Annotated in this window: 23 protein-coding genes; 11 read left to right on the forward strand and 12 right to left on the reverse strand. The window is 48.4% G+C overall.

Annotation, left to right across the window (positions count from 1 at the left end):
- Positions 1 to 308: 308 nt before the first annotated feature.
- The 3 genes from CWM47_RS00100 (at position 309) to CWM47_RS00110 (ending at position 4872) form a co-directional block, all read left to right on the forward strand.
- Positions 309 to 2342, forward strand: a complete 2034-nt coding sequence (locus CWM47_RS00100) for a glycoside hydrolase family 3 protein (RefSeq protein ID WP_100985785.1) — start codon at positions 309 to 311, stop codon at positions 2340 to 2342.
- Positions 2343 to 2350: 8 nt separating this feature from the next.
- Entirely contained in the window at positions 2351 to 3541 is a 1191-nt protein-coding gene (gene uxuA, locus CWM47_RS00105; RefSeq protein WP_100985786.1) for a mannonate dehydratase, read from the forward strand.
- Between the two features lie 83 nt (positions 3542 to 3624).
- Complete coding sequence (locus CWM47_RS00110; protein ID WP_100985787.1) at positions 3625 to 4872, forward strand: DUF819 family protein; 1248 nt, start codon at positions 3625 to 3627, stop codon at positions 4870 to 4872.
- Positions 4873 to 5078: 206 nt separating this feature from the next.
- On the opposite strand, the gene CWM47_RS00115 is transcribed toward CWM47_RS00110, so the two are convergent.
- The 8 genes from CWM47_RS00115 to fumC all read right to left on the reverse strand — a co-directional run bounded on the left by CWM47_RS00115 (position 5079) and on the right by fumC (position 13803).
- A complete protein-coding gene (locus tag CWM47_RS00115; protein WP_100985788.1) occupies positions 5079 to 6638 on the reverse strand; it encodes a DHA2 family efflux MFS transporter permease subunit in 1560 nt (519 codons plus the stop codon).
- 113 nt (positions 6639 to 6751) lie between these two features.
- Entirely contained in the window at positions 6752 to 7864 is a 1113-nt protein-coding gene (locus CWM47_RS00120; RefSeq protein WP_100985789.1) for an HlyD family secretion protein, read from the reverse strand.
- Between the two features lie 96 nt (positions 7865 to 7960).
- Complete coding sequence (locus CWM47_RS00125) at positions 7961 to 9289, reverse strand: TolC family protein (RefSeq protein WP_100985790.1); 1329 nt, start codon at positions 9287 to 9289, stop codon at positions 7961 to 7963.
- Positions 9286 to 9726: a MarR family winged helix-turn-helix transcriptional regulator gene (locus CWM47_RS00130; protein ID WP_100985791.1), complete on the reverse strand. Its 441-nt coding sequence runs from the start codon at positions 9724 to 9726 to the stop codon at positions 9286 to 9288. The genes CWM47_RS00125 and CWM47_RS00130 overlap by 4 nt, the downstream gene beginning before the upstream one ends.
- A gap of 456 nt (positions 9727 to 10182) precedes the next feature.
- Positions 10183 to 11064, reverse strand: a complete 882-nt coding sequence (gene ygiD / locus CWM47_RS00135; protein ID WP_100985792.1) for a 4,5-DOPA-extradiol-dioxygenase — start codon at positions 11062 to 11064, stop codon at positions 10183 to 10185.
- 28 nt (positions 11065 to 11092) lie between these two features.
- Positions 11093 to 11536 (reverse strand): NAD(P)-binding domain-containing protein, encoded by a 444-nt coding sequence (locus CWM47_RS00140; RefSeq protein ID WP_100985793.1) that lies wholly within the window; start codon positions 11534 to 11536, stop codon positions 11093 to 11095.
- Positions 11537 to 11676: 140 nt separating this feature from the next.
- The gene (locus CWM47_RS00145; protein ID WP_100993663.1) at positions 11677 to 12261 is read right to left on the reverse strand and encodes a Crp/Fnr family transcriptional regulator; all 585 of its coding nucleotides are present in this window, start codon (positions 12259 to 12261) and stop codon (positions 11677 to 11679) included.
- Between the two features lie 141 nt (positions 12262 to 12402).
- On the reverse strand, positions 12403 to 13803 hold the full coding sequence (fumC, locus tag CWM47_RS00150) for a class II fumarate hydratase (RefSeq protein ID WP_100985794.1): 1401 nt from the start codon (positions 13801 to 13803) through the stop codon (positions 12403 to 12405).
- Positions 13804 to 14101: 298 nt separating this feature from the next.
- Between fumC and CWM47_RS00155 the strand changes: the two genes are divergently transcribed.
- Positions 14102 to 14959 carry a dienelactone hydrolase family protein gene (locus CWM47_RS00155; protein ID WP_100993664.1) on the forward strand — a complete coding sequence of 286 codons (858 nt, stop codon included), beginning with the start codon at positions 14102 to 14104 and terminating at the stop codon, positions 14957 to 14959.
- A 184-nt stretch (positions 14960 to 15143) separates the two neighbouring features.
- Here the strand turns inward: CWM47_RS00155 and CWM47_RS00160 are convergent, their stop codons facing one another.
- The 4 genes from CWM47_RS00160 to zwf form a co-directional block, all read right to left on the reverse strand.
- Entirely contained in the window at positions 15144 to 15356 is a 213-nt protein-coding gene (locus tag CWM47_RS00160) for a hypothetical protein (protein ID WP_240625654.1), read from the reverse strand.
- Positions 15357 to 15452: 96 nt separating this feature from the next.
- Positions 15453 to 16178 carry a 6-phosphogluconolactonase gene (gene pgl / locus CWM47_RS00165; RefSeq protein ID WP_100985795.1) on the reverse strand — a complete coding sequence of 242 codons (726 nt, stop codon included), beginning with the start codon at positions 16176 to 16178 and terminating at the stop codon, positions 15453 to 15455.
- Between the two features lie 41 nt (positions 16179 to 16219).
- Entirely contained in the window at positions 16220 to 16567 is a 348-nt protein-coding gene (locus tag CWM47_RS00170; RefSeq protein ID WP_100985796.1) for a cupin domain-containing protein, read from the reverse strand.
- 86 nt (positions 16568 to 16653) lie between these two features.
- A complete protein-coding gene (gene zwf / locus CWM47_RS00175) occupies positions 16654 to 18153 on the reverse strand; it encodes a glucose-6-phosphate dehydrogenase (protein ID WP_100985797.1) in 1500 nt (499 codons plus the stop codon).
- Positions 18154 to 18283: 130 nt separating this feature from the next.
- Here zwf and rpiB point away from each other — a divergent pair, with 130 nt between their 5' ends.
- The 7 genes from rpiB to CWM47_RS00210 all read left to right on the forward strand — a co-directional run bounded on the left by rpiB (position 18284) and on the right by CWM47_RS00210 (position 25886).
- Entirely contained in the window at positions 18284 to 18715 is a 432-nt protein-coding gene (rpiB, locus tag CWM47_RS00180) for a ribose 5-phosphate isomerase B (RefSeq protein WP_100993666.1), read from the forward strand.
- Positions 18716 to 18813: 98 nt separating this feature from the next.
- Positions 18814 to 20574, forward strand: a complete 1761-nt coding sequence (locus tag CWM47_RS00185) for an ABC transporter ATP-binding protein (RefSeq protein WP_100985798.1) — start codon at positions 18814 to 18816, stop codon at positions 20572 to 20574.
- 30 nt (positions 20575 to 20604) lie between these two features.
- Positions 20605 to 22740 (forward strand): FUSC family protein, encoded by a 2136-nt coding sequence (locus CWM47_RS00190; protein ID WP_100985799.1) that lies wholly within the window; start codon positions 20605 to 20607, stop codon positions 22738 to 22740.
- Positions 22741 to 22907: 167 nt separating this feature from the next.
- Positions 22908 to 23525 carry a 3'-5' exonuclease gene (locus CWM47_RS00195; RefSeq protein ID WP_100985800.1) on the forward strand — a complete coding sequence of 206 codons (618 nt, stop codon included), beginning with the start codon at positions 22908 to 22910 and terminating at the stop codon, positions 23523 to 23525.
- A gap of 4 nt (positions 23526 to 23529) precedes the next feature.
- Positions 23530 to 24645, forward strand: a complete 1116-nt coding sequence (locus CWM47_RS00200; protein ID WP_100985801.1) for a helix-turn-helix domain-containing protein — start codon at positions 23530 to 23532, stop codon at positions 24643 to 24645.
- A 101-nt stretch (positions 24646 to 24746) separates the two neighbouring features.
- Positions 24747 to 25262 carry a hypothetical protein gene (locus CWM47_RS00205; RefSeq protein ID WP_100985802.1) on the forward strand — a complete coding sequence of 172 codons (516 nt, stop codon included), beginning with the start codon at positions 24747 to 24749 and terminating at the stop codon, positions 25260 to 25262.
- A 30-nt stretch (positions 25263 to 25292) separates the two neighbouring features.
- Positions 25293 to 25886, forward strand: a complete 594-nt coding sequence (locus CWM47_RS00210; RefSeq protein WP_100985803.1) for a YceI family protein — start codon at positions 25293 to 25295, stop codon at positions 25884 to 25886.
- Positions 25887 to 25901 lie beyond the last annotated feature (15 nt).

The raw sequence follows: 25901 nt of genomic DNA on the forward strand, positions 1-25901 counted from the left end.
ACACACATAATATTACTACTTTTCTTATAAATAATTAAAGGATTATAAGGTTACGCAAGCGTTCCCGAAAACGTTTGCGTAGATATATTGTACTTTTCCCGAGAAATAACTTGCTATCGGTCATAATTAGAGATAATATTCCTGAGTGATCACTCACGATAAGAGGCTGCAAAAACGTTCATAATCTTGTTTTTTTACAAAACATTCCTAATCGAAGGTCTTCACTTAATAGGCACCTATCAATTAGAATTCCCTCGAATTATCGTTTACGTACCTACTAACTAAACCCGCCTGCGCTGCTAAAATACATGAAACCATTTAGACCCTTCTTTTCTACTAACTACCTGACAGTCGTTGCTCTGGCCTTCACAACAACCATTGTATTGGCACAAAAACCCGTACAACCTGCGCTGGGTGTTCGGTCGGTTAAAACGTTGACAACAAACGGTTTTTCGTTTAAAGACCTCAATAAAAACGGCAAACTCGATAAATACGAAGACTGGCGGTTGCCCATCGAACAGCGTGTTCAGGACTTGATCAGCCAGATGACTATTGAAGAAAAAGTTGGCTTCATGCTCATTAGCACAACTCGACTGGCGGGAGATGCATCCTTTCAGCAGGGCGCGCCAAAGGCAGAGATCACGAGTGGGTTTAATGAGGAAGACTTGGTGCAGAACATGAATATGTTCACCCGGAAGCCACTGCCCTACCCCATGATGATGGCCGCCGGAACCACCAAAGGCGTGATGCAGAATCAACTGCGCCATTTCATTTTGCGGGCCAATACCTCGGCTAAAATTATGGCCGACTGGAGTAATAATTTGCAAGCCCTCTGCGAAAGCTCCCGGTTGGGTATTCCAGCTATCGTGGCCTCGAATCCGCGCAACCACATTACAGCCGACGCGTCTATTGGCCTGAGTGTGGGCACCACGATTTTCTCGAAATGGCCCGGCGAGTTAGGGCTGTCAGCCATGCATGACCTAAAGCTCACGCGTGAATTTGCCGACATTGCCCGGCAGGAGTGGGCGGCTGTTGGCCTGCGTAAAGGGTACCAGTATATGGCTGACTTAGCGACCGAACCGCGCTGGCAACGAATTGAAGGTACTTTTGGTGAAGATGCCGACTGGACCGCCGACATGACCCGAGAAATTGTGCTGGGTTTTCAGGGGCCCAAACTGGGCATCCATTCGGTAGGGTTAACGACCAAGCACTTTCCGGGTGGCGGACCGCAGGTTGAGGGTCAGGACCCGCATTTCGATTGGGGTAAAGATCAGCATTACCCCGGCAATATGTTCGATTATCACCTGAAACCCTTTCAGGCAGCTATCGACGCGGGTACATCGGCCATTATGCCCTATTACGCCAAACCCATCGGCACAAAGTATGAGGAGGTAGCCTTCGCGTATAACAAAGCGATCATTAAGGATTTACTGCGCGATAAAATGGGTTTTCAGGGCATTATTAATTCAGACACCGGCCCTATCGAAATGATGCCCTGGGGTGTAGAAAAATTGTCTATTCTGGAGCGATACCAGAAAGCCATCGACTGCGGAGTCGATCTGTTTTCCGGCTCCGGCGACCCAGGCCTTTTGCTTGAAACGGTAAAAAAAGGGCTCGTTTCGGAGAAGCGAATCAACGAATCCATAGCCCGTTTGCTCCGCGAGAAATTTGTGCTGGGCCTGTTTGAAAACCCGTACGTCGACCCAGAGGTGGCTCAGAAAACGGTTGGTAAACCAGAATTTCAACAACGTGCCGATCTGGCTCTTCGTAAATCCATTGTGCTCCTGCGCAATTCGGCCAGCCTCCTCCCCCTGGCCCCAAAAACGAAAGTGTATATGGAATCCTATTTCGATAATGGCCGGTCAAAAGACCCGATCACCGTGCTGAAGCCAATCAGCCATACCGGCAGTCTTGAGTTTGTTGCCACCAAGGAAGAAGCGGATGTCGTGGTACTTTGGCTACTGCCCAATAGCGGAAGTTTGTTTAGCTCAAACGGCGGCCCTATTGAACTTCAGCTCTCTAAAAACAAGGTCGATGTAGCCCATATCAATGCCCTAACGAGCCAGAAGCCAACCGTGTTATTGCTCAATTATACGAGCCCCTGGGTCATTGACGAAATCGACAACGCAAACCTTAAAACCGTACTGGCTACCTTTGGCACCACAACCGATGCAGTACTCGACGTACTGAGTGGCGCGTTCAATCCAACCGGAAAAATGCCGTTTACGACACCCGTTTCCCGACAGGCCGTACTCGACAATCAATCCGATGTGCCAGGGCATTTGAAGCCCAAAGGATATGCTCTTTTCACGTTCGGCGACGGTTTAAGCTATAAAAAATAAATCTATCAATGGCATTAGAACAAACATGGCGGTGGTTCGGACCTAACGACCCTGTTAGCCTGGCCGATGTACGACAGGCGGGGGCAACGGGCATTGTATCGGCCCTGCACCACATTCCCAACGGGAAAGTCTGGCCGGTGAGTGAAATAAAACACCGCAAATCCATTATTGAACAGGCTGGCTTAAGCTGGTCGGTAGTGGAGAGCATCCCGGTGCATGAAGACATCAAAAAACGGTCGGGCAACGTTAAACAGCACATCGATACGTACAAAGAATGTCTGGTAAACCTGGCAGCTGTTGGCATCGACACGGTCTGTTACAATTTCATGCCTGTGCTCGACTGGACGCGTACCGATCTGGATTACCAAATGCCGGATGGGTCTACCGGTTTGCGGTTCGACACGACCGAGTTTTGCGCGTTTGAGGTCTATATTCTGAATCGGCCTGGTGCCGAAAAAAGTTACACCCAAACCCAGTTGACTCAGGCAAAACGCTGGCTCGACGCGGCTTCCGACACAGACGTTCAACGGTTGACTCGCAACATAATTGCCGGTTTGCCGGGCAGCGAAGAGAGCTTTACACTGGAAGCCTTTGCCGATGTGCTAGCCAGTTACAACGGAGTCGGCGATGCCGCTCTGCGCGCTAACCTGTACTCTTTTTTGCAGGAAATCACACCCATAGCCGAAGATGCAGGCATAAGATTAGCCATTCACCCCGACGATCCACCGTTTCCGATTCTGGGTTTACCCCGCGTAGTGAGTACAGAAGCTGATGCCCGGCAACTATTGGCCGCGTATGAAAGCGACCACAACGGCCTTTGTTTTTGTACAGGCAGCTATGGCGTTCGGGCCGATAATGACCTCGTTGGCATGGTTGAACGATTGGGTAGCCGCATCAATTTTGTACACCTACGCGCCACCCAGCGCGATGCTGAAGGAAATTTCCACGAAGCCGACCATCTGGCGGGTGACGTTGATATGTACGGTGTGATGAAAGCCCTTCTGGTCGAGCAGAACCGCCGAAAAGACGCTGACAGACAGGATTACCGCCTACCTTTCCGCCCCGACCACGGGCACCGCATGCTTGATGATCTCCTACCCGGTAAAAAAACCAATCCTGGCTATACGGCCATTGGTCGACTACGCGGACTGGCCGAATTACGCGGACTGGAGATGGGTATTGAACGAAGTCTGTTTTAAGGACTGATGGTATATAACGCAGATTACATATGCGTTATATACCATCAAAATTTCATATTCGGATTTGCTGTAACTTGCCATTGATGCAGCCACTCATTACGAACGATGCCATTATTCTCGGCATTTTCCTGGTCTTACTGACCCTCATCTTTAAAACGTCGCAGTCAGAACATCCCTTCTGGAAACGGGCCTATACGTTCATACCTTCGCTGTTACTCTGCTACATTTTTCCGGCTGCCATGAACAGTCTGGGCATTATATCGGGCGAGCAATCCAGCCTTTACAAAGTATCAACCAATTATTTATTACCGGCCGCGCTGGTACTCCTTACCTCAACCGCCGATCTACGGGCAATTATACGACTAGGCCCTAAAGCCCTGATTACATTCATGTCGGGCACGGTAGGCATCATTATTGGCGCACCCATTGCCTTTTTTCTGGTCATGTGGCTCATTCCCGGTTTTCGCGAACAGGCCATTGCCAATGAATACTGGAAGGGATTAGTGACAATTTCGGGGAGTTGGATTGGCGGTAGCAGTAGCCAACTGGCCTTGAAAGAAATTTACGGTTGCAACGAAGCCCTTTTTGCCGTAATCCTCGTAGTCGATGCGGTCGTTTCGACAACCTGGACAGCCTGCCTGATTTACGGAGCCGCTTATCGGGACAAAATCGACGGGTGGCTCAAGGCCGACACAAGTTCGATTGAGGAAGTCAAACAGCGGATTCTGGCCTATAAAGTTGAACCTGATCGACCTGCCAACTTACTGGATCTAAGTACTATTCTGGCCCTTGGTTTTGGGGGCGGTGCGCTTGCTCATGCACTGGCATATGTCATTTCGAGTACGCTTCAACCTTACAAAGCGTCCCTAACGACCTATGGTCTGGACCCGTTTACCTCCAATTTTCTATGGGTTGTTATTCTTTCCACCTCCCTCGGCATCGGGCTTTCATTCACGCGATTGCGAAAACTCGAAAAATTAGGGACAACAGATCTGGCTACGCTATTCGTCTACTTCCTCATCATGACTATTGGCATGCGGCTTGATCTTTCCAATCTGGGTGGCAATATGGGATTGTTTCTGGTAGCCGTAATCTGGATGCTTATCCACATTACCGTTATGCTCATCACGGCACGCATCATTCGAGCGCCTTATTTCTTTGTCGCTGTTGGTAGTCAGGCCAACATTGGGGGCGTATCCACTGCCCCGGCGGTAGCGTCCATTTTTCACCCCGCTCTGGCACCTGTTGGTGTCCTGCTGGCTGTACTGAGTCACGTTCTGGGCACTTACGGCGGATTGCTCACCGCCTGGTTGATGCGACTGGTGGAGTAGCAATAAACCTGACAGCAGTTCTTTTTTACCCGGTATCACCACATTTTTGTCTGTGGTCTCATGGTGGGTGAATCAAAACAGGTCATTAATTCAAGTCGCATCCAGATACGTTCACATACGTTGAAACACAAAAATGCCGGAAGAAAATCTCCCGGCATTTCTAGCTATTTAATCTACTACAAACAAGATAGGGCACTCTTATTATCTTACTCCATCACCATTTCCGTGTGAGCAGGTGCTTCAATTTTCTTGCCGATAAATAGCAATAGCAGCGGTACACAGATCAGGAAGAAGCCGCCGATAACCAGAAACGCATCGGCATAAGTCATAACCAATGCCTGTTTCATCATGGTACCCTGCATCAGCCCATAGGCTTTGCTGGTAGCTGCCGCCAAAGCATCCCCTTTCGAAAGAAACAGACCGGTAAGTTGCTTGATTCGGTCAACCGATAGCGGATTATAAATTGATACATTATCGCCCAACCGCGACGCATGAAACATGGTGCGTGTTGAGATATAAGTCGTCATAATGGCCGTTCCGAAGGTACCACCCAACTGACGAATCATACCTGTAAGGGCCGAGCCTTGTGGAATTTCGATATTCTTCAAATCAGCCAGGGTAACGGTCGTCAACGGGATAAAGATCAACCCCATGCCAATGCCCCGGATAATGAGCGGCCAGAAGAAATAATCCGGGCCAGCCGCCAAACTAATGGCCGACAGATCGAAACAGAAACCAAAGAACAGCAGGAAGCCAATACCCGCATACCAAACCGGAGATATGTAGTTTTTACTCATCAATCCACCCACAATGGGCATCATCAACCCCGTGGCAATGGAGCCCGGCATGAGCAGCAAGCCCGTTTGACTGGCCGTGAATCCGAGGATGGTCTGGCAGAAAACCGGGATGATAAAGACCGACGCAAACAGCCCGAAACCAAGGATAAAGTTGAACAGCGTACCCACCGCAAATCGACGCTGGAGCAGTAGTCTTAAATCCAGGATGGGTATTTTAACGGCCAGTTGCCGCCAGATGAAGCCAATTAACCCAATACCAGCCGCAAGGGACATGCCTACGATGAATGCTGAATCGAACCAATCCTTTTCCTGACCTTTTTCCAGGATGATCTGTAACCCACCAATACCCATAACCAGAAGTATCAACGCGAGCCAGTCCATCTTACCAGCCGCCATTTTCTCGGCGGGTTCCTTAATGTATGTGTACGTGAGGAAAGTAGCCAGAATACCGAAGGGAATGTTGATGTAAAACACCCAGTTCCACGACAGGTTATCAGTAATGAAGCCCCCCAGCGTAGGGCCAATGGAAGGACCAATAATGACCCCTAACCCGAATATAGAGTTGGCAATACCCAGGTCTTCTTTTGGAAATGTCTGAATCAGAATGGACTGAGCTGTTGTGAGCAGGCCTCCCCCGCCAATACCCTGTACCACCCGGAAAAAGACAAGCTCCCATACATTGGTCGAGGTTCCGCAGAAGACCGAAGCAATCGTAAATAATATGATGGATGCGGCAAAGTAATTCCGGCGACCCAGTTTGGCTGTCAACCAGCCCGACATCGTAATCATAACGGCACTGGCGGCTGCGTAGCCCGTAACGACCCAGCTAATATCGCCGAGCGATGCGCCGAGATTACCCATCATCTGGTTCAGCGTAACGTTCACAATCGACGAGTCGATGGTTTGCAGCAGGGCGGCCGTCGTAACGGTTATAACGACGATCCATTTATCAAAACCTAATTTTTTCATAAAGAGTGATGAATAATGGATAATGTAAAATGAATAATGCGAACAACTTCAAAGGCAATCAATTACTTCACAGGCCACCTTTTTGCATTATTCATTCTACATTATTCATTGAATTACTTAGCCTGCAAATCAACCGCTACTGTAGCGCTCATACCAGGGCGCAGTTTGGCATACAGCGGACTGTTTTTGTCCAGATCGATCCGAACCGGAACCCGTTGCACCACTTTCACATAGTTACCCGTGGCGTTGTCGGGAGGAAGCAGGGTAAATTTCGCACCCGTTGCCCCGGCAAATGAACCGACATGACCAACCAGCTTATCCCCTTCAAACGCATCCACATCAATATCGACGGTTTGCCCCGGCTGCATTTGTTTCAGCTGCGTTTCCTTGAAGTTTGCCGTTACCCACAGAGACGTGTTACCAACAATCGAACACAACGCCTGACCGGGTTGAACCAACTGCCCGATTTGTACCGCCCGTTTTGACACAACACCCGATACCGGAGCCCGTACAATCGTGTACGAAAGTTGCAGATTGGCTAAATCCAGATCGGTCTGACGTTGTTTGACAGCGGCCTGCGCTACGGTAATCTGACCTTCGGTAGCCCGGCGCTGCGAACTGGTAACACCCGTTTGCGTTCCGGCAGCAGCAACTTGCGCCTGAGCCGTTTGCAATTGTGCCTGAGCCGCCTGTACCTGAGCCTGAGCGGCATCGCGCTCAGCTTCAACAGCATCAAACTGTTGCTGGGGAACGGTTTTTTCGGCCAGTAATCGGCTGTAGCGATCAAAATCCTGGCTGGCTTTGCGAGCGCGGGCCTGAGCCGCCGTTAAGTTAGCCTGCGCAGTAGCGACCTGATTCCGAGCGGTAAACACACTTGCCTGTGAACTCTGAATCGTAGCCGATGCCACGTTAACCTGCGAACGAGACACCCCGGCAGAAGCCATAGCACTTTGCAAAGCGGCTTCGGCCTGTGCTACCCGAATTTTGTAATCGGCATCGTCGAGCACAACCAGCGTATCGCCTTCTTTAACAAACTGGTTGTCGGCGAACTTGATCGCTTTTACATACCCACCGGCTTTCGGAATCACCGGGTTCACGTCGCCATCAATCTGCGCATCGTCGGTACTTTCATGACGTTGCAGGTAGCGAAATTCACTATACCCAAAAAAGATAGCAATGACCAGGACAATGACGCCCCCTACTTGGAATAAAGTTTTCTTGTTCATGATTTCTATAAAAAGGGGATGGATGATGAAAAATGGTGGCAGTGTTCAGGCTGCATTAGTCATTTTACATTGTTCATCATCCATTGACATAGTTGATTAAAGATTATGACCTGTGGCTTTTAGCAGACGTTGGTACGCCAATTGAGCATCCACGGTGGCATTAATGACATTAAGTTGTGCCTGAAGCAGAAAGCTATTAGCCTCCAGGAAGTCGGTAGAGCCAACGAGTCCATTGCGAAAACGGGATTCTGTCAGGCGATAATTTTCCTGCGCCTGTCCTACAGCGGTGCGGATAACATTTTGCTGTTCCAGTGCCAATTGGTAGTTGTTATAGGCCGTAACAACCTCACTGCGAATCTGATCGGTTTGTTGCTGCCCTTGTAAATCGGCCTGATCGATAGCCGTTTTAGCCGTGTTCAGCTTACCTTTTATGTTATAGAGCGAACCAATATTATAACTCAAGCCTAGCCCGACATTCCAGGCACTAATAAAGGAGCCTCCTTCGGGAATGATCCGGGCCGTTGGGTTAATGTAATTATACCCCAGCGACGCACCCAAATGCGGATACATAACGCTCTTCGTATTACGTAACATAGCCTCAGCCGAGTGCACACGAAGCACATTAGCCTGAACCTCAGGACGGCTTTGCAAAGCCTGCCCCATAAAGTTGCTTAGTGGTTCGGCCGTAGCTACCGGGTTGGTCAGTGTTGTGTCAACCGTAATAAGTTGATCTTCGGGCAACCCGAGCAACAGGTTGAAATTATAAAGAGCTGTTTGGCGTGCTTTCTCCACTTGCAGGCGGCTTAACTGTAGATTGTTGCGCTGTAGCTGAATTTTCAAAACTTCGTTGGCCGTTACAACGCCCTCTTTTTGCAAATTCTGAGCCTCCCGCTCCCGTTCGTCGAACTGTTTGATGTTCTGGTCGATGACACTTGTCGAACGAATCAGTTTGACGATGTTGTAATACGCGTCGGTAACGGTGTAAACCAGTTCAGACCGATTTCGCTGGGCATCGAGGTGACTGGCTTTGGCCAATAAACTCGCCGATAGTTCGGCTGATTTTTCGGCAAAGCCGCCAAATAGCTCCTTGCTGATCGTGGCGCCCCCAATCATCGCGTTGAATGCGCCTGCCGGAATCGACAGCAACGCCTTTCCATCGCTCCCCTGCCCAAAAGCGACCGGACCGGTCAAACTATAGCGTGAATAAGCCAGCGATGCGTTGGCTTGTGGTAAACTGCGATCCTTCGCTTCCTGCGAACGCGCTTCGGCCGCCAGCGTGCGCGAATCGGCCAGTTTAATACCCTTGTTATTTTGTAAGGCCCGTTGAACGGCCTGATCCAGGGGAAGCACAGATGGCGTTGGCTGGGCGTTTGTAAAGCCCAGACCCAGCAACCATAGACCAGCCCCGATTACGTATTTTTTCATTTTACTGATTGATTTCTAATCTTATCCAGGAGTGTGTTCATTATGCGTACTTCCTCGTCAGTTAAATGGCTGACAATCGACTCAAAATTCTTAAACTCAATAGCTACAGCCTCCACAAATCGATAGGATTCTTCGGTAAGCCGCAGGTTAACTTTCCGACGATTATGCTGATCTACTTCTCGAACGATCAGGTTTTTCGCCACCAGCCGATCCGTTAGCCGGGTCATGTCTGAGTTCAAATCCGTCATTTTTTCCTTCAACTCGCCAGCAGTCAAACTGTTAGGATAGACTTCTGAAAGACGTCGTAACGTGATATACTGTTGAACTGACAAATCAAACGGCGCTAGCTTTTGTCCAAAATGGTTAAAAATGTAGCCATCTGTTTGGTGCAGATTTTTAATAAGCCGGTAGTATTCATTTAGGTGTTGCGTTTCCATGTCAGTTAGGGCGTATCAAAGGTATAACCAATATTCGTTTAAACAAATTTCGTTTAAACAATAGAAAATTAGCAGAGATAGGCAATTTCAGTGAGTACTTAATTCATTAGCTTTTTATAATACAACAAAATCAAATTATAGGAATAATGCAATTATGCATTTGTATACCCTATAGAAAAATGCATATAGAAATAGTCAGTCGAGTAAGACTAGTTTTAATGGAATTTTAATAATTATCTGATTGTAGAGCGTTTAAAAACGTACGACCTAACTAACCCAATCATACTGCTTATTACATAAAAAAACGCCCCGATTAATTAGCAGGGCGTTTGAATAGGTTGCATCAGGTTTATTGTTGGCTTAATGTATCAAACAGCTTCTGGCTGTTTAAGCCGAAGGCTTATAATCTAACCTTCGACACAAACAGCCAGAAGCTGTTTGATACAAACCGATCAATTATACATTTGCGATTTTCACTGATGTCATGGTCAAGGAACCAGCAACGGCTACATCGTTGAAAAACGAAACCTCGTCCTTCTTCCCCTGCAAGCCCAGCGTATATAATAAAGGCAGATAATGCTCGGGCGTGGGAATGGCCAGACGCGCTTCAGGCCCTAGTTTATCGTAGGCAATCAACGAAGCATGGTCGCCATTGCAGATTAGTTTCTTAAATGTCGTGTTCATGTGTATTGCCCAATCAAGCCCATAAGCCGCGTTGAAACTCCCGGACGGCGGCAGCGAAATCATGCGCAGGTTATGCACCATGTTGCCGCTACCCAAAATCAGCACTCCTTTCCGGCGCAGCGCACTTAACTCTTTCGCCAGATTATAGTGGTACTGCCCATCCTTCGTATAGTCAATACTGAGTTGCAGAACCGGGATATTGGCTTGTGGATACATCTGCCGCACCACACTCCAGGTACCGTGGTCAAGTCCCCAATCGTGATCCATTCCCACTACAGTCGAATGAACCAGGCCAGCGGTTTCTTTTGCCAGTGAAGGGCTACCCTTGGCCGGATATTGCACGTCGAATAACGCTTGCGGAAATCCTCCGAAATCGTGAATGGTCTTTGGTGATTCCATTGCCGTAATCAACGTTCCCCGACTCAGCCAGTGGGCCGAAATAACCAGTACAGCTTTCGGGACGGGGATTTCACTGGCCAGTTTTTTCCAATAGTTACTAAACTCATTCGTTTCTATACCATTCATGGGCGACCCGTGCCCTACAAATAAAACGGGCATTTCCGGGCCCTGTTCAGGCAATTCGCTCGTGAACTGCTTGAAGCCAGGTAACATGGTTGTTCCTATCATGGCGGTTAAAAAGTCTTTACGTTTCATAGTCTTTTAGTAGTGATCAGCGTCGTTATCAGGCCAGCAACGTGGCTGCGTGATAGCGAAAATCAGCCAGTGAAGCGTTAATGATACGGGTGTGTGGTAGCATAGTCTCCAGTAGTTCGATCTGATGATGGACTGCGATCAGTTGTTCCCCTGGTGCTTCATCCGGGCAATCACGAATCCAAATTACCCGCTTACCTGTAACCACTTCACAGATAGCCTGTGCCGATTCGGCTTGTTCCTGTTCGCTTAGGGCGAGGACAACTATGTCGGCCTCCCAGGCACTTTCGCGTGCGCAGGTGGCGACCTCAATCATAGACAGCGGATTGTCATTTAGTAGGGATAGTCGAAGTGACGCACACCTTTCCGATTGTTTATCCATCAGCAGCAGAATGTACCCGGCACCAGCCAATTCGTGCGCAATGGCAGCTCCGGCAGTATTTCCGGCACCAAGGATAGCGATTGTCTTTGTCATGTGATTTACTGATTAAGAACAGAGCAAAGGTAGGGTGAAGGTGGGCTGAAAACCCTTGACCTGAAACAAGAAAAAACATTGACCTGGGTCAATGTTTTTTCAGATAATAAACTAAAAATCAATAACTTAACTATAAAACGTTACCCTGTTTGTTGAGATATTCGTTTCCGTATCCGGCTTAGTGTTTCAGGTTTCAGCCCTAAATATGAGGCTATCATGTGTTGCGGAACGCGCTGAAATAAGGTGGGGTATTGCTCTAATAAACTCAGATACCGCACTTCGCCCGTTCGGCTCATGATCAACTCCACTCGAGCCTGGGTGGCAACGAGGTTGTTTTGCTGTAAAATTCGGATGTAGCGTTCCATTTTAGGCACCTGATTCATGAGGGTTTCAGAGGCTGTTACACTCATCAATAATAACTCCGAATCTTCCAGCGCATCGATGTTATGGTTCGAGGGCGTCTGTGTCTGAAAACTCTGAATATCAGAAATCCAGTGATTTTCCATCGCAAATTGAAGAATATGCTCCTCCCCCGTATCATCGACCATATAGGAACGCAGGCACCCTTTATTTACAAAAGCCGTGTACTCGCACACATCACCAGCCTGTAGGAAATACTGCCGTCGCCGAAGTTTTTTCGGAATAAACTGCGTTTTGATGAACGCCTGCTCGTCCTTGCTCAGGATAACGTGCTGCTGAATATGCTGGAATAACAGATCGAACATGAGCGGCTTGGGGAATAAACAGGTAAAGATACGGGTTGTGTTGTTCTCCCAAGCCTTGGAATGTACTTCTGGATAGAAACAAAACTGCATGAAAAAAGACCCCATTGCTGAGGTCTTTTCTAGCAAAGTCAATTGATCAATTTACTTAATCTGTCCAACCATATCTTCCGGCTTCACCCATTCGTTAAACTCTTCTTCGGTCAAATAGCCAAGTTTTAGAGCGGTTTCCTTCAGGGTTGAGCCGTTCTTGTGGGCCGTCTGAGCAATTTCGGCAGCTTTGTAATAGCCGATTTTTGTATTCAGCGCCGTAACCAGCATCAGCGACGAATCGACGTGCTTCTTGATATTCGCTTCAATGGGTTCGATACCTTCTGCACATTTATCATTGAACGACACGCACACATCGCCGATGAGCCGGGCCGAATGCAGGAAGTTGAAAATCATGACGGGTTTGAACACGTTCAGTTCAAAATGGCCGCTCATACCACCAATATTGATGGCCACATCGTTGCCCATTACCTGCGCGGCTACCATCGTCATGGCTTCACACTGGGTTGGGTTTACTTTACCTGGCATGATTGACGAACCCGGCTCGTTGTCAGGAATATGCAATTCGCCGATGCCCGCCCGTGGTCCGCTCGACAACATCCGAATATCGTTACCGATTTTCATCAGGCTGGCGGCTACGGTTTTCAATGCACCGTGCGCTTCGACAATTGCATCGTGTGCGGCCAGCGCTTCGAACTTATTTTCGGCTGTTATGAACGGTAAGCCCGTTACGGTCGCAATATGTTTGGCTACGTTTTCCGAATAGTTGGGGGGCGTGTTGATCCCCGTACCAACGGCGGTTCCGCCCAATGCCAGCTCGCTCAGGTGAGCCAGCGAATTATTGATAGCACGTAGTCCGTGGTCGAGTTGCGAAACATAACCCGAAAACTCCTGGCCCACTGTTAAGGGCGTGGCATCCATGAAGTGCGTCCGGCCAATTTTAACGATATGCATAAACTGCTTCGCCTTGGCGGCCAGCGTGTCACGTAGTTTCGTAATACCCGGAATCGTTACGTCGAGCAGGATTTTATAGGCCGCAATGTGCATAGCCGTTGGGAACGTATCGTTCGATGACTGCGACTTGTTGACATCATCGTTTGGGTGTAAAAACTTCTTCTCATCGCTGAGTTGACCGCCCTGCAACACGTGTCCGCGATAGGCAACAACCTCGTTTACGTTCATGTTCGACTGCGTACCCGATCCGGTTTGCCATACGACAAGCGGAAATTGGTCGTCCAGTTTCCCGGCCAGAATTTCGTCGCAGGCCTGTCCGATGAGGTCGCTTTTTTCCTGCGACAATACGCCCGCATCGAGGTTGGTCAGTGCGGCTGCTTTCTTGAGGTACGCAAACGCCCGGATAATTTCGCGGGGCATTTTATTAATGTCCTGGGCAATTTTGAAATTTTCAATTGAACGCTGCGTCTGGGCGCCCCAGTAAACGTTAGCCGGGACTTGTACCAGGCCCATCGTATCTTTTTCGATGCGGTATTCCATAGGTGAAAGAGTGAAATAGCGAAAGAGCGAAGGATTGCCGAAGTTAACTAAATTCGCTTCGGCTGGAGCAGCATAGACCGCCTGACTTCACTCTTCCTGTTTTGACGGCAAAGGTAGGGCGAGGCTTGTGTTTTACCATACTTTTCTGTCGGTTTCCCAATAGCGACAAACAATAGAAGCGCAACTGGTCAAAACGATGCCCGGTCTGAATCAGCAAATTTCTGCAACATCAGGTAGGGAACCCATGACCATAAGCTTTAAAGGGTATACCTTCATACAGGACCAAACCAATCAGCTTATGGATCAGCGCATTATTAATCTCTTTGACGAATACACGCACAAACCACTAAAACGTGATGTATTTTTGAAAAAACTGGCAAACCTGACTGGCAGTATGGCTGCGGCCTTAACTGTATTGCCTCTACTGGAAGTCAATTATGCAAAAGCCGAAACAGTGCCGCAGCAGGACGACCGAATAAAGACCGAATCGGTCACGTTTCCAGGTGCCGACACCACCATGAAAGGCTATCTGGCTCGCCCGTCGGCCGCAGGCAAATACCCCGCCGTAGTAGTCATTCATGAAAACCGGGGATTAAATCCGCACATCGAAGACGTAACTCGTCGAATGGCATTAGCAGGTTTTGTAGCCCTCGCCCCCGATGCTCTCTCGGCAGCAGGTGGCACCCCTACTGACGAAACCCAGATGCGGGAGTTATTTGGCAAACTCGATGCCGAAAAAACTCGACAGAACTTTGAAAAAGCCCTTGATTACCTGAAAACCCATCCTGATAGCACAGGCAAAGTAGGTTGTGTAGGATTCTGCTGGGGTGGCGCTATGGCCAATCAGTTGGCCGTTCACTATCCTGACTTAAAAGCGGCTGTCCCCTTCTACGGTCGTCAGCCCGACGCAGCCGATGTACCCAAAATCAAAGCCGCCGTACAACTCCATTATGGCGGTCTGGATGAGCGCATCAATGCGGGTATCCCGTCTTATGAAGCTGAGCTCAAAAAAGCGGGCGTTCCTTACGAACTATACGTTTATGAGGGTGCTCAGCATGCGTTTAACAACGATACGGCACCAACCCGGTATAATGAAGCGGCTGCCAAATTGGCCTGGGAACGGACAACAAAGTTTTTAAAAGCTAAACTGGTATAAGTTATTTTAGAAGCCAGCAGTTCAATCCTACTAATAGAATATGTGGCTGTGCAATACCTAGGCAGTTTATATTATCTGAAACTTCGTTAACTTATTTAGAAAATAGTGGCGAAATCAGAAAATTATAGAATCATATGGGTTACTTTTCTTTTAGTTCGGCATTAATAGCGTAGAAACGAACTAATCACGACAATTTCAGCATCAACATGGCAAAATCTGCATTCTTCTTTCTCTCGATGATGGCTTTAGCCACGGCTTGTTCCAGCACGAAAACAGAATCGACTACATCGTCTACAACTGTAACCGATACAACCTCGATGATGAGTGACACAACCAAAATGGCTGGCGATTCAACGTCGACCATGACGACCGACACAACCAAGAAAGATTCGATCAAGTAGTCAATTTCTTTCTCGTTCAATAAACAAAGAAGACCCTCCTTTCGGGGGGTCTTCTTTGTTTATTGACTCTTCGTTTTTCTATATATAGACATCTACTTTTTGAGTAATGCTGCGGCCTTTTCATCGACTAGCCACACCAGTTCACCATCCAGAGGTTTAATTATCTGCGACGGGTATTTGTCCGGATTGTACTCACCTTCGAGTACTTCTTTCAGCGGTTCGGCTTTTTTAGGACCCGCTACCAGAAAGGCTATGCACGATGCCCGATTGGTAATAGGGGCTGTCAGGGTCAGGCGATACATATTTTGCTGTGTCAGAAAATACGCTTTCGTCCAGGCAGTTTCTTCGTGCACAACTTCTGTTCCGGGAAAAAGCGAGAGCGTATGGCCATCATCGCCCATGCCGAGTAGCACCAGATCGAAAGAAGGACCGCTGTCGCCGAAATACTCGTGCAGAATACGGTCATAATCAGCAGCCGCAACATCGGGCTCCAGATCTGTACGCCAAACGTGAATCTGCTCTTCGGGGGTGTACACATGCCCCAACAAGGTGTCATAAGCCATGCCCGCATTATTTTGCTCATCGTCAATGGGCACGTAACGCTCATCGCCCCAGAAAACGTGCAGTTGTAGCCACGGAATCTGGTCAACATAAGGAGCCTTAGCCAGTAATTCGTGAAGGGCTTTTGGCGTACTTCCCCCCGACAATGCGATCGTGAATCTGTCCTGTTTTTTCAGAACTTCTTTGATACGCTTTGTAATAAAGTCGGCCGCAGCTTTTGCCAGATCAGCCGGATTCTTTTTTATGATGACTTGCATAAACTCATTTCAGTGTAGTGCCATATCTTTAAGATATGGCACTACTGGTTCACAAAATCCTCACGCATGGGTGTAAACACATCGACCAGCACACCGGCTTCTTCGCAAACAGCCCCGTGCCATATATTCGGTGGAATGTAATACGCATCGCCCGCCCGTACAACCCTGATTTCGTCGGCAATAGTGATTGAAAATGCACCACTTGCCACATAACTCATTTGCGTATGATAATGGCTGTGAGCCGCACCGATACCACCCGTTTCGAAGGCGACCTTCACCATCATCAGGTTGGTATCGTAGGTCATGATCTTACGTTTCACACCTTCGGCAACCTGCTCCCACGGCAGGCTTTCATCATCAACAAAAAGAGTAGCAAGTTGGGTCGACATTGGGAGTTTGGTTTATGGTATTATGTATTTGGTTTACGGTTGGCTGACGCGCCAGCCAACCGTAAACCGTACACCGAATACATATGTTACTTCATCATCCAGTGAAAGCCATCCTTCTCAACCAGTTGCATGGCGGCATCCGGGCCCCATGAACCGGGGACATAGTTCGGAAAATCCACGGTATTGGCTTCCCAGGCTTCCAGAATTGGGGTAACTACCTTCCAGGCAGCTTCCACCTGATCGGCCCGCATAAAAAGGGTAGCATCTCCGGTCATCACATCCAGCAGGAGTGTTTCGTAGGCTTCCGGTTCCTGCCCCTCATAAGCATCTTTGTAGCTGAAAACCATCTCCACCGGGTCAATGGCCAGCGTTTGACCAGGCCGTTTCGCCTGGAAGCGCAACCGAATATCCATCGCAGGTTGGATGCCGATAGTTAATTGGTTCGAAAGCCAGTTTTCGGTGGCTTCGTCGGGGAAAGCGTAATTTGGTGCTGGCTTAAACTGAATATTGATAACCGTTGCTTTTTCGGGCAGCGACTTACCGGTACGCAGGTAAAACGGCACATCCTCCCACCGCCAGTTATCAACAAAAAGTTTAACGGCGGCAAAGGTCTCCGTTGTCGAATCAGGTTTAACACCCTCCTCTTCCCGGTAACCCGGAATAGTTTTGCCGTCTTTTTCACCCGGGCCATATTGCCCACGAACGGCCACGTCTTTCACCTGCTCGGGTTTAATCCGGCGAATGGCATTCAGCACATCTACCTTTTTGTTACGGACTTCGTTGGCATCGAACGAAATAGGGGCTTCGGTCGCCACCATGCACAGCATCTGAAGCAGGTGATTCTGTATCATGTCGCGCAACGCACCCGATCCTTCATAATAGCCTCCGCGTCCTTCGAGTCCAACCGTTTCAGAAGCGGTTATCTGCACGAATTCAATGTATCGGCGATTCCAGATCGGTTCGAACAAGGAGTTAGCGAATCGAAGCGCCAGAATATTCTGTACGGTTTCTTTTCCTAAATAATGGTCGATTCGGTAAATCTGCTCTTCGGCAAACAAGCCGCCGAGCAAGCCATTCAGCTCCTGAGCTGTTTTCAAATCATGCCCAAATGGTTTTTCGACCACAATCCGCACACGTCCTTTATCGCAACAAAGGGGTAATTTGCCAAGATTTGTCGCAATGCCCGGCACTAATTGAGGGGCCACGGCTAAATAAAAGACGACGTTGGCATGTCCTCCCCATTCGCCTTCCTTAGCCGCAACGAAATCGGTGAGCTTTGTATAAGCACCCGCATCGCCCGCATCCATTTGCAGATACGTGATAGTAGTCGAAAACGACGCCCAGGTGTCATCAGGCCCGTTTTTCCGGCGAGAAAACGACTGGACACCATCGAGTAAACGCTCCCGAAACGATTCATCTGTATACGGGCTTCTGCCTAGCCCAACCACAGCAAAGTGGTCCGATAAATAGTTATCAAGGTACAAATTATAAAGCGCAGGAGTCAATTTGCGCAGGTTCAGATCACCGCTTCCACCAAAGATAAACAGGATCGTAGCTGGTGGACGCTGATTAGTAGCTGGAATCATAGTCGCTTTTATGGACGGGCTGCAAATTACCGCCAGTCTGTTTTCCGAACAAGTTTACTCCATTAAGGTTTCATCTTGGGCAACCTTTCTGCTACTTTTGGCCCTTGTTTTTACTTCCTATCATTTACGTATGAAAATTGCCATAGGTTCCGATCACGCTGGTTTCCTTTACAAAGAAGCGATCAAACAATTCCTCACAGGCCTCGGACATGAGGTTATTGATAAAGGCACGTATGCCGAAACGCCCTCCGTCGACTATCCGGTTTATATCCGACCAGTAGCCGAAGCTGTTGCGGCTGGCGAAGTTGAGCGGGGTGTTGTTCTGGGCGGTTCAGGCAATGGCGAAGCCATGATGTCTAACCGGATCAAGGGCGTGCGCTGCGGTCTTTGCTGGAATGAAGAGTCGGCTCGCCTGACCCGCCAGCATAACGATGCCAATGTCATCTCGCTCGGCGAACGGATGATGAGTGAAGAAACGGCCCTCAAGCTAGTTCAAATCTGGCTCGATACGCCGTTTGAAGGTGGCCGACATCAGAGTCGAATTCAGCAGTTGGATCAATAGGTATTGGTTATTAGTTGATTAGTTAAGTGGTTAATTAGTTAGTAAAAGCCTCGCAACCAATTAACTAATCAACCATTTGACCACTTAACTAATAACCAATGACTATTCTCTGGAAATACCTTAAGCCTTACCGCTGGCTGGCAATGCTTGCATTAGCACTGGCAGGTATCGCCCAGATACTGGCACTGGTTGACCCCATCATTTTTGGTAAGCTTATCGACGAATATGCCACAAATCCCGGCCAGAAAACTGACTCGGAGAAAATTCGGGGTGTATTGTATCTATTAGGCGTAGCCGTTGGGGTGGCTATTCTTTCGAACATAACCAAAGCCTTTCAGGAGTACTTTACCCGGCTGGTCGTCCAGAAATTTGGTACCGACATTTTTAACGATGGCCTTAAACAAACGCTTCGGCTGTCGTATGAGGAATTTGGCGATCAAAGTAGTGGCGTCACGCTGTCCATTCTTCAAAAAGTCCGTACCGATACCGAGAAGTTTATCAACGCGTTTGTTAATATCCTGTTTTCGTCGCTCGTCGGTATCGGTTTTCTCGTTTGGTATGCCGTTACAAAACACTGGGCCCTTGTTCCGGTCTTTCTAATTGGTGTATTGCTTCTAGGCGGTCTAACGGGTTTGTTGAGTGCCCAAATCAAAACGACGCAACGCTCCATAAACCGTGAAACAGCCCTCCTGTCGGGCGTTATCACTGAATCGCTGCGCAATATCGAACTGATCAAAAGTCTGGGCCTGACCTTTCCTGAAATCCGTCGCCTGAAAGTCCAGACGGGCCGCATCTTTGATTTAGAGATGTTCAAAGTAAAGCGGGTTCGACTGTTGTCTTTCTGGCAAAGTACCACCCTTAACATCCTGAAACAGTCGGTACTTTTTACTTTACTCTGGCTCATTTTCCGAAATATCCTCAGCACGGGCGAGTTGATTTCCATGCAGTTTATTTCGGTAGCTATTTTTAATCCGCTTCAGGAATTAGGCAATATTATTCTGGCCTATCGTGAAGCCGAAGCAGGCTTGCACAGCTTCGACCAGTTGATGCAGAAACCCATCGAACGGAATCCGGAATCGCCCGTTGTGGTTGGCCCATTGGAACGCTTACGATTCGGTGATGTAGTTTTCAGGCATATGGGAGCCAATCAGAATGCTATTGATGGTGTTTCGTTCGACGCCGAACTGGGAGACACGATTGCCTTTGTGGGTCCATCTGGCTCAGGAAAATCCACGATGGTGAAACTGCTGGTGGGGTTGTACCGGCCCGTTGACGGTGAGATCTATTACAACGACATCTCTACCAAAGACATTCGCTTTAATCCAATGCGTCGGCAAATTGGTTTCGTTACGCAGGATACACACCTGTTTGCCGGAACCATCCGCGAGAACCTGTTATTTGTGAAGCCCGACGCTACTGAAGCCGAAATGCTCGACGCGCTGGATAAAGCCGCCTGCGATCACCTGCTGGCTCGCTCGGCCAATGGGCTCGATACGCAAATTGGCGAAGGTGGTCTTAAAATGTCGGGAGGAGAAAAACAACGGCTATCCATTGCCCGCGCCCTGGTCAGGCACCCACGTCTGTTGATTTTCGATGAAGCCACGTCGGCCCTCGATTCACTCACCGAAGAAGAAATCACGGATACCGTTCGAAGCGTATCGGCCCTGAACGAACAAATTACCATTTTGATTGCCCATCGGCTCTCAACCATTCTTCACGCCAACACTATCTTTGTTCTGGAAAGAGGCAAGATCGTTGAAATGGGTAGTCATGATGTGTTGGTTGCGAAAAAGGGTCTATATTATGCCATGTGGCGACAGCAAATCGGTGAACGCAGAACAGCGACCGTTGGGGCCTAATCACAGTCTGCCCTCACCCAGAAGTCCCTTATGAACAAACGTAGTCGGCAGGTTAGTTACTTTCTGTCCAGCCAGTACTTTTCTGATGGTCTGCGAACCACGCTATCGATCCTGCTGCCCTCCTTATTGCTATCGCAATTTGGTCAGCTTCAGGCAGGGATGGCTATGTCGCTGGGGGCGTTGAACGTTAGCCTGAGCGACGCACCCGGCCCGGTTATGCACCGAAGAAATGGTATGGTAATCAGCGCTTTGATTAGTTTTACGGTAACGTTTGTGACGGGTTTCGCCCGAATGAACGAGTACACGCTGGGTGCCGAGATCTTACTTTTCAGCTTTTTCTTTTCCATGTTTGCCATCTATGGCAGTCGGGCAACGTCTGTTGGAACGGCGGCCTTGCTGATCATGATTTTGATGATCGACCGCCCAATGGATGCCCGGGCAGTTATTCACGAAAGTGCGCTGGTACTGTCGGGGAGTGTTTGGTACAGTGTTATCAGTTTACTGGTGTCACGTCTGCAACCCTACCGACTGGCGCAGCAGGCCCTGGGGCAGTGCATCCATGAGATTGCTAAACTCATGGCTATTAAAGCTGATTTTTATGATCTCAAGACCCAGTTAGATGATGACTACCGACACCTGATTGCGCAACAGGTCGATGTGAGCGAAAAGCAGGACGCCGTTCGGGAAGTGCTGTTTAAAAGTCGGCGCTTCGTGGCTGAAACAACCCGAACAGGCCGGTTACTGCTACTTACATTTGTCGATGTGGTCGATTTGTATGAGCAGATCATTGCCATGTATTATGACTACTCCGACATTCGGGAGCGCTTTGGCAAGTCGGGCATACTCGACCAAATTGCCCGATCTATACGCCGTTTGTCGGTCGAGCTTGACCACATTGGTCTGGCTATTCAGTTGCCTGTTCCGTTTCACACACCTATTGACATATCGCCAAGGCTAGACGAGTTAAAACAGCATATCGACGCGCTAGGCGATGAAGACGGCAGTACATTGGTGCTTAAAAAAGTGCTGGTCAGTTTGCGCACGATAAGCCAGCGAGTAACCGCCTTGCAAAATAATCTTGCCAGCCCCAGTGTTAATCCCGTCGATGACGACGACATGGAATATGGTCGTTTTGTTACACATCAGGAAATTGAGTTCAAATCATTTCTGGATAACCTGACGTTTAGTTCGGCTACCTTTCGGTATTCGTTACGGGTAGCTATTGCCATGTTGCTCGGGTATGTTATCACCAAACTTCTCCCCTACGGTCATCATAGCTACTGGGTTTTACTCACGATTTCGGTCATTCTCAAACCGGCCTTTAGCCTTACCAAACAGCGAAACATCGAACGGATCATGGGTACACTGGCCGGTGGTCTTATTGGTGTACTAATCCTGACGTATATTCCCAACAAAAATGTGCAGTTTGGCTTTATGGTCTTGTTTATGCTGGGAACGTACAGCGCCCAGCGCATCAATTATATCATGATGGTCATTTGTGTAACGCCCTTTGTGCTGATTCTCTTCAGCTTTCTGGGAGTCAGTTATTTAGGTGTAGCCGAAGAGCGTTTTTTCGATACGCTTCTGGGTGGTGTAATTGCGTTAATAGCGGGCTATTTACTTTTTCCCCAATGGGAATCCGATCAGTTGGCCAAACCGTTGCGGGCAATTCTACACGCCAATATACGCTACATGCAGCTCTTGCTGGATAGTTTGTCTGGCCGACGTATTAACCTGGTTGAGTACAAACTGGCCCGAAAAGAAGTGTATGTTACATCCGCGAATTTGTCGGCGGCTTTTGATCGAATGATATCTGAGCCCAAGCACAAACAGCGGAATGAGAAACTCATTTATGAATTTGTGGTGCTGAACCATATTTTGTCGGCCAATGTAGCGACCATTACATCTGCTCAACTTACACAGGAGCCAACGGTTTATCCGACAGCATTCGTTCGACCTGTAAAACGGGCACTGTTTACGTTAACCGAAAGCCTTCGTCGGCTCGACAAATCAACAAAGAAACCTGTGCCGGAGAGCACGGTACAGGCATCCATTACAACGTCCGGCAGTCCAATTCATACAGACCCCCTGTTGAGTGAACAATTGAATTTTATTCAACAGGTTAGCAGCGATATTGGTAAGCTGGTGGAGCGGGTTGATAAATAAAAAAGTCCCCGGTAGTTTGACTACGGGGGACTTCTCTGGTTTGTTGTAGGTAAAACGCCAGCGTATAGCAAAATGTTTCATGCTTGAAAAATAGTTATATAGTTTTTCAACTTATGTGATATTATTTATGAGTAGTCGATTTCAAAAAAACATATACATATTTTCCTATGCCCTACTTAGTTCTTGACCTCGAAATGACTGGCCCTGAGCCAGACTATAATGAGATAATTCAGATTGGTGCCGTGCTGTTCGACGATAGCTGGGTTGAGCGCGGACGTTACCTAACGAACGTCTATCCTGAAAATAAGGACGCCTTTTCATCTTCTTCCGAGAAAATCCACAATCTGTCGCTGGCCGAGTTGGAAGATGCGCCCATGATTTACGACGTATTGCCCGAACTGGAAGAATGGATTTGTACCCAGCTTGGCCTTCGGGTTCCCAAAGGTCAATTAGACCGAACGCCGTTTTTACGCGATGTAATTATTTGTGGGCAAAGCGTCATCAATGACATTAACTTTTTGAAGGAAGCTTACCGCTATGAGAAATTGAAGTGGCCTTACTCCCGCGTATTGCTCGATTTGCACACATTGGGCTATTTTACATTCAAAGTCCTGAAAGCCAACGGGCGAAAAACACCCGATCGACTAAGCCTCACGGCGATTGCCAGTTACTTTGGCTTTGCCCGCGAAGATGGATTTCATAATGCGCTGGAAGATGCCGTTTTAACAGCGCAGTGCCTCAAAGAAGTGTTTAAATTAGCCGACGTAATGAAAATAACAGGATAAACCCATGCAGATTCGGTTTACGGTTGAAGTAGTACTGGCTATGTTCATTATTAACGTCGGTTTTTTTTCGGCTGGTCTGCTTTGGCTTCAGTCGCATAATCGGCAAGCCAACCGATTTCTGGCAGGGCTAATGACAGCTATCTCGTTCTGGCAAATCGACGGGTTCTTCAGAGTATCGGGTCTGTATGGCCAGAATGCAAATCTTTATTTTCTGCCTATCTTTTACTCATTTTCCTTTGGCCCGCTTATTTATTTTTACGTTAAAAGCCTAACAAACAGCAGCTTTCGTTTTACAAAAAAACATTGGCTTCACTTCCTCCCGGTTGCCGTTCAGGCGCTGGGTTATGTGTTCCTTTCGTTTAAATCCTATGAGTTTCGGAACTGGTTCTGGGCCAACGTTCATTATCCAACCACCTATCGTGTTGAGTTCGACGGCACCTGGCTTTCGTTACTCGTGTACTTACTCTTATCGCTAAGGCTGTTGCAGAAATACAGTCGATATGTTCAGGAGAATTTCTCCGAAACCAGCCGATTAACCTTGCGCTGGCTACGCGTGCTGTTACTTATTCTGGCCGTTATCTGCGGCCAGTGGGCAGTCGAGCTTGTTCTCCGCGATATTTTTCACACCTTCTATCAATATGATTATTCGTACTGGCTGCTCGGCTTTTTTCTGATCGCGCTGGGTGCGGCCGGTTTACAACAAGGCAATTTAGCCAACGTCCAGTTTCAGCCTGAACCGGTTTCGGATACGCCCGCCAACCCGGCAAAAACGATAATCGACGTCAATCCGGACTACGTTGAACGAGTTCGTCAATCCATGATAATCCATAAACTTTACCTTAACCCAACCTTAACACTTACGGAACTGGCACAACACGTAGCGCTGAACCCGAAAGTTGTTTCGCAGGTCATCAATGCGGGTATCGGCAAGTCATTTAACGACTTTGTGAACGATTACCGGGTCGACGAAGTAAAGCAACGGCTTCGTACAAACGACATGGCCCGGTTAACCTTACTGGGCATCGCTCTTGAATCGGGTTTTAATTCAAAGACAACCTTCAATCGAATTTTCCGTCAGCACACTGGTCAATCACCCAGTGAATTTGCTGGGCTCGACTAAGCCCAAATCATCCGTTGGGCCGTCCCATTCCGGATTTGGGGCGATTTGCCCCTGTCACCACCCCATCTTTGCATCGTTCAAACGAATTAAACGGTTTACCGATGCGCACGCTCATTCTCCTCACGACCTGTATGCTACTGGCAACAGTCGCTACCACTCAAGCCCAGAACCAGCCTAAAGAGGCTACTGCCTGGTCAGATAAAAGGCGCCTGCTTCCCGACAAGCTCCGTTCGCTTCCTGTCGGACTAACGCTCTGGCATACCAACAATCCCTGTGTTCCAGTATTGGAAAGTGACACATACGTTTGGAAACATTCGACAATGATTCGTGCCGAGGCAGGTGATCTTGACCTGGTAGAAGCCGGTAGTTTTATCTGGTACGACTCGACCGGCTGGCACCCGAATATGCAGTATGATGCTCAGTTATTTGCCGAAAAATTCAACTGTCCCGGCGGCAAATTAAAAAGCGGCAAGGTGTACACCTTCGACAAAAACTGGCGGTTCGGCAAGAAACTTTACGGGGGCGATGCCCTCTGGTACATCATTGCCCGAGACAAAACGGGTAAGCTCTATAAAGGCTACGGCCTCATTGAAACCGAAGGCAAAACCAGCTTATAATCATTAATCAACTCAAACCGATCAAGCCAAATGAAAACGCTTCCTATTTTCGCATGTATTCTTATGTTGGTCACAGCAACAGGCACGCTGGCACAAAACCAACCCATCACCATTGACGCCAACGCCAGCCAGCTTTCCTGGACGGGTTATGCCGAAGTTGGTTCGTGGGCACCGACTGGCACCATACATTTACTAAAAGGACAGTTAACACGAGTCGGCAGTCAAATCAATAGCGCCACGATTACAATGGACATGACGACGATTCAGCATGAAAATGATCGCCTGCAAGCGCACCTCCGGGACGAAGCCTTTTTTGACGTTATCCACTTCCCAACGGCAACATTCGCTTTGCGCTCGCTGACGGGCACAACCGCTACAGGGCAGCTCACCGTAAAAGGGGTCACCAGGTCTATCTCGTTTCCCGTGGTTGTGAGTGAGGAGAATAATGGGCTTCGACTTAAAGGGAGGGCACTCATTGACCGCACCCAGTTTGGTATTCGCTACAACTCAACCAGCTTCTTCGCTGACCTGGGTGATCAGGCCATAAAGAATGAGTTTTCCCTTTCATTCGACCTGATAACCAAGCCAATTATGAAAGCAGCCAGGCAACGCACGGCCCGATAAACCAGGAATAGTTTT

This window comes from Spirosoma pollinicola (genome assembly GCF_002831565.1).
GTDB lineage: Bacteria > Bacteroidota > Bacteroidia > Cytophagales > Spirosomataceae > Spirosoma > Spirosoma pollinicola.